Origin of the sequence: Enterobacter cloacae complex sp. P1B (assembly GCF_014982345.1) — a bacterium.
Classification (GTDB): Bacteria; Pseudomonadota; Gammaproteobacteria; order Enterobacterales; family Enterobacteriaceae; genus Enterobacter; species Enterobacter bugandensis.
The window spans coordinates 145,726-155,764 of the sequence record NZ_JADCLF010000016.1 but is presented as its reverse complement, the minus strand read 5'-3'; the positions used below and the strand labels follow the sequence as shown (position 1 = coordinate 155,764).

Here is a 10,039-nt window from a genome sequence, read left to right as displayed (position 1 = left end):
AGGAGAGACTGTGTCAGAGGCTCAGGGATGAGCTTCTATCTCTTTTATTGTCCGTATCTGTCCATTGCAGATGTCCAGAGAAGTAAGAAGGTTTATGTTCATCTGGATGCTGTCACCAAAAGTCATCTTCTCAGGAACTACTGGCACAGGGCATTCAATCAGAAGATTCGCCGGAATAGGTATCGTTGGCGTTTTTACCGTCTCGTACTGAATCTGCTTGTCGGCGCAACTGGTCAACGACAGAATCAGGAATAAGCTCGATAGAGCACTTATTGTTTTTGAGCGCATCTTTCACTTCTTCCTGTAGGCGTTGTGATTTCATCTCGGCTGCTGACCGGCGACGCGCTTCTTTGTCTACAAGCTTATTCATGTCGCCTACGCGGTCAGCGAGGTTCTGCAAGGTATTAGCCAGATCGTCGTTTTTGCTGTGCAGCTGCTTAGCCTCTGCAATCAATGCAGCATTGCTGATTTTAAGCTGACGGTTATCCGTGCCTAACTTAACGATGAAGCCAATGATGATTGCAGCAAAGAAGAACGGGATGAGGTTCTTGATGAATGTCAGGTTCATTGTAGGGCACCTCCATAGGAGATGTACTTATTCACCAGGTCATCAATTTTATGCTCGTGCTGGCCATAACCAGCTCCCGGCAGAGAAGCCCAGATGTTTGAGCATTTGGTAATAGCTGCTTTGATGTTTCCCGATTCAATGTCAGGTAAAGCGTGGCGCTCTTTTATCTGCTGGATGGCAATAGCATCCTGGCTGGCAGGTGAAAAGTCTTTCAGGCCTAACTGTTTCTTATATGCATCGTAATATCGCGACAGAAGCTGGTATCTTCCGGCTGCTGTAGATTTAATGCCAAGGTTCGGCAGGCTTATCATTTTGCGAGGGTGATCTGCATAACTGGTAAATATTGATCCACCAACGACAACTTTATAGCCTTTATCACTACCCTTGATACGGCTGGTCCCTTCAGACCAGGCAAGCATGTCGAGAAACGCTTGCAGATTACTGCTTATCTTCATCGACTACTCCAGACGCCTTGTTCAGGAATCTACCTTCAAGGGCTTTGATAAGGGAAGAACCTGACCACCCAGCCATGCCGCATACGCCACCGGTGACCTCTTGAGGCCAGCCGTAGTGGATTGCGATCATGATCATGAGGAGTCCCGCGAATATCGACACGATGAGCTGTAGGCACATTGTCCTCCAACTAAACGCTTCACCGTTGAGGACTTTGAAGGAGTAACTGGCTATTGCGCCGACTAGAGTCATGCCGAAAGCGATTAGGATCGACCAGAGGTTCGGATCGCTTTTATATGGCATCTTGTGCATTTCCACCCCCAGATTTCGGGGATCTGTTCAAATTAGGAATTAACGTGGTTGTTGCATGAACAAATCCAGGATACGGTTATTTGTAACGTGGTTTGTTCGCGATTAACGGCGTGAGCAAATCTGGCAGGGGGCTGCGTCAACAGCTTCCTGCCGCCCACTTCACGAAGCCCAGCCAAGCGCTGGGTTTTTCATTTGTGTAAAACGTCCTACCCCGTCGCCACGAATGTGCAAGGGTATCTGGATGTGTTCTGGTGATTGGTGATAGGACGCTTTCAGAAAGGTCGTGCAATTAAGGCCGGTTACGTTTATCCGGCGTCTTTCGACCGATTGCCTGAGGTAGCAGGTAGGGTTGTGGTGGCCGGTGCTGATCTCCGGCTTAATGGCGATAGGCGTGTACCGACGCCTCGTTTTACTTCCTCCGCTTTAGCGGCTTCACCCTAGACCAGTTTTACGACATTCTCGTAAACCTAACCGCGGCAGATATGACCGGCACGGTGTGCCATATCACGGACCGGCGGGTTTCTCGCTCACCTGATTAGCGCATCAGCTTGCGCATTCACCACAACGGAAAGAGCACTGCCGCGCCAGGGAAGTGTGCCTGGTCTCACCGGGATGCCGTCACATACTCAATGCTCTTACCTGTTGTGCAAATGAAAAAGCCCTAAGGCGTGAACCTCAGGGCTTATTTGTTTGGCTGCTCTGTTCGCTTTTGCTCCGAGCATACACAAAATGTACTACTTCCATTTCGCGTTCGCAAGTTATTTAGGACAATTTACCTAAATATTATGCCGCTTGTGGAAATTCTTTCTCAATTTCGCGCCTCATCGCATAAAAGATTTCCGAATCGAGCACATTCTCGCACCAGACAATCCTTCGCCTGCATGACTGGATATCCATTCCGGTGACTGCACTCATCAGTCTGGCGATATCTTGCGTGCAATTGCGATTGCAATATCGCTTAATAGCTACATCGCGGACGGGGCTTTCACGGTGAAACGTCTTGACCATTACACGTTCAACGAAAGCAGCATCATCGGATTCTTTGGCGAGAGCGATGATGTTTCTGAACGATGATTGAGGGATGACCAGTTCGCGAGCTTTCTGATAGAGCACATCTCCACGCAGCCCATCTTCTTCGTAGAGGCGCATGACGACAGACTCAATCTGTTTTGCTTTGTCATCGCTCCACTGGCTACGAATCATCAGGCGACCGATTACGTTGATAGCACCACCAGGAGAATCATCTCCGGCGTTAACCTTTCCCCATACCTGCAGCATGTAGTGGACCCATGCTTTCTGGCGAGAGTTGATGGTTTTCTTTGGGTGCTTCCATACGCGGCGAAAATGAGCATCGTCGATGAAGTTGACCATACTGAACATTGGAGTTATTCGCATCAGTAATCCGCTCCCTTGCAGTGACACCAGATTTCAAACATGCGCTTCACCACTTCCCGGCAATAGAGCCCATCGGTATCTCTGGTCAGGTCATAGCGGTCGCCATGCTTCAGTCGCATATAGCATTCGAATGCTCTGTTCATGGCTTTATCCCCAAAACTTCTTTCAATTGACTCACGACCATCCTCGTTGCAAATGATTCGCCGTGATTCTTGCTCTGCATTTCAATTTCCATCAGCGCTGATTTAAGAAGGCCGCGAGATACTCTCACTGGAGTTCTGTTTTCTTCATTCAGCTTTTTAAGGCGCTCAAGCGAGTTTTTAACGTCCATCTAAGCTGCCTCCGGATCATGGTCTGGCTTATTCGTCCCCATGCGATTACGCACTTCCCGCAACTGCTCGCGCACATAATCAAGACTGCGCTCAAGCTCATGTTCTTTGCCAATCAGCACCTGCTCGGTATGCATATCGCGCTGACGCTGCCATTTGACTTGCTGGATGTTAGTTACTGAGCACATGTTTTACCTCGACCACCTTGATGAACCATGAGAACGCCGTTAACGATGGCGTGGTGTTGAGCTTCTTTGTCATACGCGTATCGATTAACCGTGTTGCGATGGCACGATAAGCGCCTGGCTACTTCCGTCTGATTCCCGTATGTCTCAATGAGCATTTCAGGGATGGTTTTGATAGAGGGTGTCATGCTGCCTCCAGTAGTTCTGTAATCATTGGCAAATTCCCGCACGTCTCAGTAACAACCAGCACAAGCATTCCACCTTTAATCGCCTGACAGCGCTTAATGCGCATATCGTCTATCTGACCGTCATCCAGCCAGAAGCCCGCACTGGTGAGTGCGTCAAAAACGGCTTTGGGCAGATTGTCCAAATCTCGTTTGCGGTTATCGGGAGGTGCTGCGTGGATGGTGATTCTGATGCGAGGTGTGATTTTTATGTCTAACTGTTGTTGCTGGATTATTTCGATTACTTCTTTTCGGTATCTCTTTCCCCAATCGCTGATGTAGTGGATTCCTCGTGCGTGTCGCCAGTACCGGTTATTGGATGGCGGCCAAGGTAGCTTGAGTAGATATTGAGTCATGCCTTTATCTTCCCCTCCTTGCGCAGAATGTCCTGAGTACGCATGACGCCTTCCAGGTGGTAAATCTTTGCGAATTCGTGATCGATGTTATGAGTCCTGCGGTCTATCTCGTCGTGACAACTGCTACATGCCCACGCTGCAAGAAGGTCGTCTGGCTTCATGCCGGTGCCGCATAATCCTGCCATTCGGTAATGCGCTAACACGGTGGTTTCAGGATTGTGGTTGCAGACGCCGTAGATACGCACCTGACATTCCCTGCCGCGCGCTTCTTTTCGTAGATTAGCCATCATCTTCCTCCGTCATAAATCCGTTAGGGTCGCGATACGCTACGGCCAATGAGGCGCATTCTTCGCAACAGTGCGTCTCGTTATTTGATAGCTCCTTCGTACAGCCTGCGCACAACGTTCTACGTATGCTCTGCTGCTCGTAGGATTGGGCTTCGTGTTGGCTAAGCATCGGCATGTTCCTGCTTCATCAGGAAAACTATCATTGCTGCTCTTAATGGGTTTCTATGTTCATAACCTGATGTCACTGTTTCGTCAGTACCGAAAGCCCCAATTGGTGCTTCATGTTCGAATGATGCCTCCCATGCACTGCCGTAACTATTCAATGAGATTTCGTTATCAAGGATAATCGGTCCGGCTGCTGACCAGTCATTGCAATAGTCCGGCAATGGGTTTAGAGGCTCAAAGGTGGTATCTGCATTTCCGTAATACCATTTGTTGGTATCATTTCCTGACGTTTCAGGCTTGCATGCCCAAAGCCCTTTAAAGATTACGTCACCTACCATTCTGTTAATTTCAAAATCTGATAACTGTGAATAGTCCATATCAATGCAACCTCGCTGCTGTGGTTTCTTCCGGCACTCCACCCTCAATTAATCGGATGAGTATTGTTTTATCGCCAATGTCTACGCAGATAGCTTTGTCGTCATCTGCGAAAGTTGTCGCTTCCAGATAGTCAAGCATGAGGTTGAATATCACGTCCCAGTGGTCGATACCGTCACTGGACATATTCTCAAGCAGGTCGTGTAACCTGTCGGCGTAATCGTCTGCTGTACTCATTGCCAAATCCTCGATTGATACTGACTCCTACCCTTTGGCTCGCTGGCGTATTCTGGCAACAAGGCTCCCACTACCCACAGGCGTGGGTCAGCGCTAAGGTGCTTTGTGGTTTGTACGTTTCGGGAGTGGTAGAGAGTGATTAGTTGGTTTGCTTCGTCTGTGGTCATTGGTGGGTGGTAGAAGTATGTTCGTCTTGCCACACATCCTCCTTTGTCTCGGGTAGTGGGAAGTCGCCTACAGGTGACCTTTCGCACCGTATACACCATCGATTCCAGTAAGGTTGATCTGGTCGGAATCGCTTATCGTCTTTCCGCTCTCCACATCGGTCACATCGGATCATGCCGCATCTCCAAATCTGGCTTTCCACTCTAGCGCTAATCTGGCTTCGTCAGACCACTTAACATTCTTCTCCGCTCCGAATGCCTGGATAAGCTCCAGAAGCTCTGCAAACTCACTGACACGCATCTTGCTGGTTGACTGGCCTATCACCACGAATCCATTTCCTACAAGGTTAGGCACTACATCCTGCTGCTTTAACGCTGCGGTGAAGATGCACTTCCAGCTTTCAGCATCCAGCCATCGACCATGCCATTCGACCTGACGCGAGACATCACCAAGACAGGCCCAGAGCTTCCGATTTTGATCGATGCTGCGGTTGCGCTCTTGTACTGTGACGATTATTGGCTTGGTTGGGTCGGGGAAGATTTGCTGTATGGCTTGAATGGCGTTCTGCTGATGGATGGGACTTCTTAGTTCAAACGTTAGTTTCCTCATGGCACTCCTCGTCAGGTGTGAATTCCTCAATTGACCATGAACCAACTATGTTCTGCTCAACATAGCGTTTGGCTTTCAAGTACCTAGTGAAAACTGCAACCGCCTCCATTTCACCCTCGAATCCCAAGGCGCAAACGACAAACACAGATTTACTCATACTCACTCCTTCACTTTGATTCCAGCGGCGCGGATGGCGCTTTCTACGCTATCAGCATCCATTGTGTAATGTGGCATGTAGTGCTCGTACGGACTTGATTCTGCCTTTGGTGGTAGCTTTATCTCGATAGCAGCGCGAGATGCCTGCCATGATTTCCACGCCACTTCGGTGGTATTAAATCGATATCGGTCATTGTCTATGCGATGCCTTTCTGCTGAACACATAGGCAGACTGTTTATCCACCGCTCAAACTGCTTTCTTGATTCGTCCATATTCCTCTCCATCACCGCTTGAACCAGGTGAAATTAGTAAACTGTGACATGTTTATGCCCATCAGACGCTTAAGCACCCTGTCCCGCGGGCTTCTCTTTGGCTTAGGCCTGCGCTTGTATCGCTCTCTAATCGGAAGACTTGAGGCTTTCCAGTAGCGATAATGCCGTACGCCTGACTCTTCCAGGTCTGCATTAATCAATTGAGCCAATGTGCTCATCATTCCTCTCCATCAGCGTGCTGGGGTGTTAGTTGGCATTGGCATTCAATGAGGATTGATTCTCCCCATGGATAAAATCCGCCACTGTCCTCCATGCCAGTTCCATTGCATCTTTCGCATCGCGACTCATGTTCATTAATGCATCTTTGATAAACGTGAAACGCTGGGTCATTTGAATCAGGAAGCCTGATATACCCAAACTCAACGCCGTTAAGAATGAACTGCCGCCTAGATTCAGATTCGAATTTGATGTCTTTAATAGCATTCTCAATCCGTGCTGCCCAACCTGGGATAATGTGCTTACCACCATATTCATCAGCCTTCGGATTGTATTGGCGCATTTCTTCTAAAATGTTTTCAAGTTTATAGATGTCGTATGTCATGATGCCCTCACCTCTCTTAATGTCTTGTTGATAAATGCAGTCAGTGGGTTAGCTGCGCCAAAGTTAAACACTGGCTTCTTGCTGTATACCCATGCGTTCTTGTGGCACCAGTCGCGATGCAGTTCACCGTTTTCATGAAGGTGTTTGAGCATCTTCGTAACCAGGCGCTTGTCGATTCCTGTTGCATTGGATATCTCAACTGCCATTCCGGTTTCGTGCTCATCCAGATAGCGCAGGACGGCTTCTGTGCGCTCATGATGAAGCGATGCTAACCGGTAATACTTAACGCTCTTACTGATGCGCTCAATCTCAATCTGACCGTCTGCGATAAGGTCACGCAGTAGCAGGTTGATATGTGATTTCTGGCATCCGAGGAGTTTTGCGAATTGTGGTGCTGAGGTGGGAATGTTTGTTACGAGATGGTTGAGTATTTTGTCTCGTGTGTTCATGGATTATCTCCAGTCGTTTGATTTCGACTCCGTCTGGTTGGCTGAAAACTGTTTAGCTGCCTCTTGCTGGTCAATATTCACGAAGTGCCCGTTCTTCCATCCCATGTAGAACGTCTGCGGCTGGCCAGAGCGGTATTTGCCGATGATGATTTCCGCGATCCCCTTCATGTTGCTGTTTTCGTCGTAAACTTCATCGCGATACGGGAAAATGATTACGTCTGCATCCTGCTCGATAGCGCCAGAGTCTTTCAGGTCTGAAAGGTTTGGTCGCTTATCCTGCCTCCCTTCTACGCCGCGGTTAAGTTGCGAAAGGAGAATTACAGGCACTTTATTGCGAAGGGTAAACTGCTTCAGCTTGCGGGTGATTTCAGCGATAGCCAGGTCGTTTCTGTCTGCTTTCGGCTTTTCAATGAGCCCAAGGTAATCAATGGCCAGGAAGCTTAACCCGCCGTCCATGTTAAGTCGCTCAGCATGGGCAATGCATTCGTCCACAGTAAACGCTCCGTCGATTACGTAATTGTCCTCTTCGAGCAGCGTTCCTGTTGCCGCGGTTAGTCGCGTGTAGTGCTCCTGAATCATCCCAAGGGGGTTGCGAAGTGTACCTACCGATAACCCAGCGCGGTCTGCGACATGGCGCTCTACCACCTGCATATCGGACATTTCCATCGAGATAAACAGCCCCTTCCCTTTCTGCTGCCCAATAGAGTTGGCGATGTTGATAGCCAGTTCCGTTTTACCCATTCCCGGGCGTCCAGCGATAATAATCAGGTCTGTTCGGTCAAATCCTCCGTAGGCATCGTCCATCGGCTGAATACCGGTGCGCAGGTACATTCCTGATTCTTCACCACGCATTCTGTTTTCCAGAACAACCATGTAATCATCTAGAAGGTCACCAATGCGCCGCGGTAGCTTGTCGTTGGTTTCGAACTGAAGCTTTGATAGGATTCCGCTAACTTCAGCGATACGATCATTCAGGTCATGCGTTCCGGCTCCCGCAAGAAGTTCTGCTGCTCGCTTAAGCTCAGCCTCGCCACGGCGTAACATCCAGCACTGACGAACACGTTTAGCCCATCCTCGGATATTTGCTGCTGATGAACACTTGCATGCTACATCAACCACAAAGTCCTTTGTCGCGGCCGGCACTGCATCCTTAACGGTGAACATGTCTACCGGCTCAGCCTTGTTGAGCAGTGTGACAATGGCCTGGTACATATTTCGAAGATGGTAATTAGCGAATGCCTCAGACGGGAGCTTTCCTGCGATCTCTCGCGAATCAATATGATCGCCTTTAACTAGCATAGAACCTATCAATTGCTCCTCAAAATCAAGACTTTCCATATGAAATAACCTCCATTAATTCCTCTTTATAAAAGCCTGGTACTTGCCCATGAACAGAGATTTTTGCTGTTAAGTAGGCCGCTCTTGCTTCTTTTTCTGAATTAAAATACCCAAGGAATATTTGCCGTTCTCCATCTCGTATCGAAGCCATCCATTTAGAATGCCCCTTATGCCAGCAATAGCCTTTTGCTCGGCGCATATTTCTCTGGTTTTCCTGAGGAGAAACGTCTCTGAGATTCGAAAGGCTGTTGTTTTTTGGATTCCCATCAATATGGTCAATGAACTTTGAAGGCCACTTCCTATTTGCAAGGAGCCAAATAATTCTATGGACTTTATATGATTTTCTGTTGAGCTTTACCCTGTAATGACCACTAGCTAGCAACCCTCCAGCCTCTTGCCCAGCCCGAACATTACGGGATGGTCCCGCTATCCATCGAAGCCCTGTTTTTGAGGACTCATCAATAGTGAAGAATCTCGAAAATAATTCAAAATCATAACTCTCCATCAGCTTCCCGCTCCTAAAATCTCGTCAATCTTCTTCTGCGTCAGAGCAGTATCAATCCCGTACACCTTTCCTTCAGGGTTGCCACCTAGCGCCCACTGCGTAGGCTGGTAGCCGTGCTCGATGTATCCGTTCAGGATGCTGTCAATATCACGTGGCTCCTTGCCAAGCTCTTTGCACTGCTTCAGGTAGGATGACCAGAGGCGCTTAATTCCATTCTCGGTCGACGTGGTTATGCTTCTGATGGTCGGCATACCAAGACGTTTGGCTTTACAGTTCCAGGTATTTTTGAAACGTTCTCGATCGAATGCCGGGACAGTAGAGCGAGGATTGGTTTGCCTGGCTCGTGGGTTTGTGCCTTTCTGACGGGGTGTTAATTTTTCATTATCAGACAAGCCCACTTCGTGGGTTTGGGTATTTTCTTTATTTTCTTTTGTAATAGTTTCTTTTGTGTGACTCTGTTTTGGTGACAGCCTTGTCACCGTTTTGGTGACATCTTTTGTCACCAACGCAGTGACATTATCACCAGAGTAGTGACACCCTTCGATATTCCATTCAGTGATGTTCTTATTCGGCCCGATTTGACTGCCTTCGCGAAGAATGACTTTCATGGCGATCAGCTCATTTTTGGCCTTGTTAACTTTCTGTCTTGGCAGCCTGGTAAGTTGGGCTAACTGGCTGTCAGATATGCGATCCAGCTTCTTGCCAAAGCCATATGTTTTACGGCAAATGGCATGAGCAACCTTGCTCTGATTCTTCGTTAAATCTGCGCCGATAAGCTCGTCATACAGGGCATTTGCAAGACGGGTATAACCATCTTCAAGTTCTGCCACACGACGCTCCACAGGCCGCTGTGTTGGCCTTAATTGTGTTACGGTTGCGAGATTACTCATGACCTTTCTCCTTCTGCATCAGCTTCACCTTCTCCAACTCAGCCCGAAATCGACCAGGCTGCTTGAAGCTGGACAGGAAGCGATCACGTAGTATGTTTTTGTGCATTTTGTCCTGGTAAGGACTGAGTGGTTTTGTCATAATTACTCCTGTTACTTGGCGTAACACA

At 48.4% G+C, this 10,039-nt stretch carries 24 protein-coding genes; all 24 read right to left on the bottom strand.

All coding sequences use genetic code 11. The features are described from left to right. Window positions 1–154 precede the first annotated feature (154 nt). Window positions 155–568, bottom strand: coding sequence for a DUF2570 domain-containing protein (locus INF77_RS19520; protein WP_193532160.1), 414 nt, complete (start codon window positions 566–568; stop codon window positions 155–157). Next, the gene (locus tag INF77_RS19515) at window positions 565–1,023 is read right to left on the bottom strand and encodes a glycoside hydrolase family 104 protein (protein WP_193532159.1); all 459 of its coding nucleotides are present in this window, start codon (window positions 1,021–1,023) and stop codon (window positions 565–567) included. The genes INF77_RS19520 and INF77_RS19515 overlap by 4 nt, the downstream gene beginning before the upstream one ends. Further along, on the bottom strand, window positions 1,007–1,324 hold the full coding sequence (locus INF77_RS19510) for a phage holin family protein (RefSeq protein WP_063451792.1): 318 nt from the start codon (window positions 1,322–1,324) through the stop codon (window positions 1,007–1,009). Before INF77_RS19510 ends, INF77_RS19515 begins: the two co-directional genes overlap by 17 nt. 792 nt (window positions 1,325–2,116) lie before the next feature. Then, window positions 2,117–2,728 carry a hypothetical protein gene (locus INF77_RS19505; RefSeq protein WP_193532158.1) on the bottom strand — a complete coding sequence of 204 codons (612 nt, stop codon included), beginning with the start codon at window positions 2,726–2,728 and terminating at the stop codon, window positions 2,117–2,119. Further along, the gene (locus tag INF77_RS19500; protein WP_176178433.1) at window positions 2,728–2,871 is read right to left on the bottom strand and encodes a hypothetical protein; all 144 of its coding nucleotides are present in this window, start codon (window positions 2,869–2,871) and stop codon (window positions 2,728–2,730) included. Before INF77_RS19500 ends, INF77_RS19505 begins: the two co-directional genes overlap by 1 nt. Continuing rightward, a complete protein-coding gene (locus INF77_RS19495; RefSeq protein ID WP_193532157.1) occupies window positions 2,868–3,059 on the bottom strand; it encodes a hypothetical protein in 192 nt (63 codons plus the stop codon). Before INF77_RS19495 ends, INF77_RS19500 begins: the two co-directional genes overlap by 4 nt. Further along, window positions 3,060–3,245, bottom strand: a complete 186-nt coding sequence (locus INF77_RS19490; protein WP_193532156.1) for a hypothetical protein — start codon at window positions 3,243–3,245, stop codon at window positions 3,060–3,062. Then, entirely contained in the window at window positions 3,233–3,430 is a 198-nt protein-coding gene (locus INF77_RS19485; protein ID WP_193532155.1) for a phage NinH family protein, read from the bottom strand. Before INF77_RS19485 ends, INF77_RS19490 begins: the two co-directional genes overlap by 13 nt. Next, a complete protein-coding gene (rusA, locus tag INF77_RS19480) occupies window positions 3,427–3,822 on the bottom strand; it encodes a crossover junction endodeoxyribonuclease RusA (RefSeq protein ID WP_193532154.1) in 396 nt (131 codons plus the stop codon). The genes INF77_RS19485 and rusA overlap by 4 nt, the downstream gene beginning before the upstream one ends. Beyond that, the gene (locus INF77_RS19475) at window positions 3,819–4,109 is read right to left on the bottom strand and encodes a DUF1364 domain-containing protein (protein ID WP_193532227.1); all 291 of its coding nucleotides are present in this window, start codon (window positions 4,107–4,109) and stop codon (window positions 3,819–3,821) included. Before INF77_RS19475 ends, rusA begins: the two co-directional genes overlap by 4 nt. Further along, window positions 4,102–4,278, bottom strand: a complete 177-nt coding sequence (locus tag INF77_RS19470) for a protein NinF (protein ID WP_193532153.1) — start codon at window positions 4,276–4,278, stop codon at window positions 4,102–4,104. Before INF77_RS19470 ends, INF77_RS19475 begins: the two co-directional genes overlap by 8 nt. After that, on the bottom strand, window positions 4,271–4,651 hold the full coding sequence (locus INF77_RS19465) for a phage protein NinX family protein (RefSeq protein ID WP_193532152.1): 381 nt from the start codon (window positions 4,649–4,651) through the stop codon (window positions 4,271–4,273). Before INF77_RS19465 ends, INF77_RS19470 begins: the two co-directional genes overlap by 8 nt. A gap of 1 nt (window position 4,652) precedes the next feature. Next, window positions 4,653–4,886, bottom strand: a complete 234-nt coding sequence (locus tag INF77_RS19460; RefSeq protein WP_193532151.1) for a hypothetical protein — start codon at window positions 4,884–4,886, stop codon at window positions 4,653–4,655. 163 nt (window positions 4,887–5,049) lie between these two features. After that, entirely contained in the window at window positions 5,050–5,226 is a 177-nt protein-coding gene (gene ninD, locus INF77_RS19455) for a protein NinD (protein ID WP_146826575.1), read from the bottom strand. After that, window positions 5,223–5,660 carry a recombination protein NinB gene (locus INF77_RS19450; RefSeq protein ID WP_193532150.1) on the bottom strand — a complete coding sequence of 146 codons (438 nt, stop codon included), beginning with the start codon at window positions 5,658–5,660 and terminating at the stop codon, window positions 5,223–5,225. The genes ninD and INF77_RS19450 overlap by 4 nt, the downstream gene beginning before the upstream one ends. Continuing rightward, the gene (locus INF77_RS19445) at window positions 5,641–5,817 is read right to left on the bottom strand and encodes a hypothetical protein (protein WP_193532149.1); all 177 of its coding nucleotides are present in this window, start codon (window positions 5,815–5,817) and stop codon (window positions 5,641–5,643) included. The genes INF77_RS19450 and INF77_RS19445 overlap by 20 nt, the downstream gene beginning before the upstream one ends. A 2-nt stretch (window positions 5,818–5,819) precedes the next feature. After that, the gene (locus INF77_RS19440) at window positions 5,820–6,089 is read right to left on the bottom strand and encodes a hypothetical protein (RefSeq protein WP_193532148.1); all 270 of its coding nucleotides are present in this window, start codon (window positions 6,087–6,089) and stop codon (window positions 5,820–5,822) included. 11 nt (window positions 6,090–6,100) lie between these two features. Then, window positions 6,101–6,307: a hypothetical protein gene (locus tag INF77_RS23320; RefSeq protein ID WP_227413937.1), complete on the bottom strand. Its 207-nt coding sequence runs from the start codon at window positions 6,305–6,307 to the stop codon at window positions 6,101–6,103. Then, window positions 6,307–6,690 carry a hypothetical protein gene (locus INF77_RS19435; RefSeq protein ID WP_193532147.1) on the bottom strand — a complete coding sequence of 128 codons (384 nt, stop codon included), beginning with the start codon at window positions 6,688–6,690 and terminating at the stop codon, window positions 6,307–6,309. Before INF77_RS19435 ends, INF77_RS23320 begins: the two co-directional genes overlap by 1 nt. Then, window positions 6,687–7,139 (bottom strand): transcriptional regulator, encoded by a 453-nt coding sequence (locus tag INF77_RS19430; RefSeq protein ID WP_193532146.1) that lies wholly within the window; start codon window positions 7,137–7,139, stop codon window positions 6,687–6,689. Before INF77_RS19430 ends, INF77_RS19435 begins: the two co-directional genes overlap by 4 nt. Window positions 7,140–7,142: 3 nt before the next feature. Next, entirely contained in the window at window positions 7,143–8,477 is a 1,335-nt protein-coding gene (locus tag INF77_RS19425; RefSeq protein ID WP_193532145.1) for a replicative DNA helicase, read from the bottom strand. Beyond that, a complete protein-coding gene (locus INF77_RS19420) occupies window positions 8,464–8,982 on the bottom strand; it encodes an HNH endonuclease signature motif containing protein (RefSeq protein ID WP_193532144.1) in 519 nt (172 codons plus the stop codon). Before INF77_RS19420 ends, INF77_RS19425 begins: the two co-directional genes overlap by 14 nt. Continuing rightward, window positions 8,982–9,872, bottom strand: coding sequence for a replication protein (locus INF77_RS19410; protein ID WP_227415170.1), 891 nt, complete (start codon window positions 9,870–9,872; stop codon window positions 8,982–8,984). The genes INF77_RS19420 and INF77_RS19410 overlap by 1 nt, the downstream gene beginning before the upstream one ends. Then, a complete protein-coding gene (locus tag INF77_RS19405; protein ID WP_088130987.1) occupies window positions 9,865–10,011 on the bottom strand; it encodes a DUF2740 family protein in 147 nt (48 codons plus the stop codon). The genes INF77_RS19410 and INF77_RS19405 overlap by 8 nt, the downstream gene beginning before the upstream one ends. Window positions 10,012–10,039: the final 28 nt, after the last annotated feature.

What these genes read in the sequence shown, in the direction of transcription:
- INF77_RS19520 (WP_193532160.1), bottom strand. Translation starts at nt 568, where the DNA reads ATGAACCTGACATTCATCAAGAACCTCATCCCGTTCTTCTTTGCTGCA.
- INF77_RS19515 (WP_193532159.1), bottom strand. Translation starts at nt 1,023, where the DNA reads ATGAAGATAAGCAGTAATCTGCAAGCGTTTCTCGACATGCTTGCCTGG.
- INF77_RS19510 (WP_063451792.1), bottom strand. Translation starts at nt 1,324, where the DNA reads ATGCCATATAAAAGCGATCCGAACCTCTGGTCGATCCTAATCGCTTTC.
- INF77_RS19505 (WP_193532158.1), bottom strand. Translation starts at nt 2,728, where the DNA reads ATGCGAATAACTCCAATGTTCAGTATGGTCAACTTCATCGACGATGCT.
- INF77_RS19500 (WP_176178433.1), bottom strand. Translation starts at nt 2,871, where the DNA reads ATGAACAGAGCATTCGAATGCTATATGCGACTGAAGCATGGCGACCGC.
- INF77_RS19495 (WP_193532157.1), bottom strand. Translation starts at nt 3,059, where the DNA reads ATGGACGTTAAAAACTCGCTTGAGCGCCTTAAAAAGCTGAATGAAGAA.
- INF77_RS19490 (WP_193532156.1), bottom strand. Translation starts at nt 3,245, where the DNA reads ATGTGCTCAGTAACTAACATCCAGCAAGTCAAATGGCAGCGTCAGCGC.
- INF77_RS19485 (WP_193532155.1), bottom strand. Translation starts at nt 3,430, where the DNA reads ATGACACCCTCTATCAAAACCATCCCTGAAATGCTCATTGAGACATAC.
- rusA (WP_193532154.1), bottom strand. Translation starts at nt 3,822, where the DNA reads ATGACTCAATATCTACTCAAGCTACCTTGGCCGCCATCCAATAACCGG.
- INF77_RS19475 (WP_193532227.1), bottom strand. Translation starts at nt 4,109, where the DNA reads ATGGCTAATCTACGAAAAGAAGCGCGCGGCAGGGAATGTCAGGTGCGT.
- INF77_RS19470 (WP_193532153.1), bottom strand. Translation starts at nt 4,278, where the DNA reads ATGCTTAGCCAACACGAAGCCCAATCCTACGAGCAGCAGAGCATACGT.
- INF77_RS19465 (WP_193532152.1), bottom strand. Translation starts at nt 4,651, where the DNA reads ATGGACTATTCACAGTTATCAGATTTTGAAATTAACAGAATGGTAGGT.
- INF77_RS19460 (WP_193532151.1), bottom strand. Translation starts at nt 4,886, where the DNA reads ATGAGTACAGCAGACGATTACGCCGACAGGTTACACGACCTGCTTGAG.
- ninD (WP_146826575.1), bottom strand. Translation starts at nt 5,226, where the DNA reads ATGATCCGATGTGACCGATGTGGAGAGCGGAAAGACGATAAGCGATTC.
- INF77_RS19450 (WP_193532150.1), bottom strand. Translation starts at nt 5,660, where the DNA reads ATGAGGAAACTAACGTTTGAACTAAGAAGTCCCATCCATCAGCAGAAC.
- INF77_RS19445 (WP_193532149.1), bottom strand. Translation starts at nt 5,817, where the DNA reads ATGAGTAAATCTGTGTTTGTCGTTTGCGCCTTGGGATTCGAGGGTGAA.
- INF77_RS19440 (WP_193532148.1), bottom strand. Translation starts at nt 6,089, where the DNA reads ATGGACGAATCAAGAAAGCAGTTTGAGCGGTGGATAAACAGTCTGCCT.
- INF77_RS23320 (WP_227413937.1), bottom strand. Translation starts at nt 6,307, where the DNA reads ATGAGCACATTGGCTCAATTGATTAATGCAGACCTGGAAGAGTCAGGC.
- INF77_RS19435 (WP_193532147.1), bottom strand. Translation starts at nt 6,690, where the DNA reads ATGACATACGACATCTATAAACTTGAAAACATTTTAGAAGAAATGCGC.
- INF77_RS19430 (WP_193532146.1), bottom strand. Translation starts at nt 7,139, where the DNA reads ATGAACACACGAGACAAAATACTCAACCATCTCGTAACAAACATTCCC.
- INF77_RS19425 (WP_193532145.1), bottom strand. Translation starts at nt 8,477, where the DNA reads ATGGAAAGTCTTGATTTTGAGGAGCAATTGATAGGTTCTATGCTAGTT.
- INF77_RS19420 (WP_193532144.1), bottom strand. Translation starts at nt 8,982, where the DNA reads ATGGAGAGTTATGATTTTGAATTATTTTCGAGATTCTTCACTATTGAT.
- INF77_RS19410 (WP_227415170.1), bottom strand. Translation starts at nt 9,872, where the DNA reads ATGAGTAATCTCGCAACCGTAACACAATTAAGGCCAACACAGCGGCCT.
- INF77_RS19405 (WP_088130987.1), bottom strand. Translation starts at nt 10,011, where the DNA reads ATGACAAAACCACTCAGTCCTTACCAGGACAAAATGCACAAAAACATA.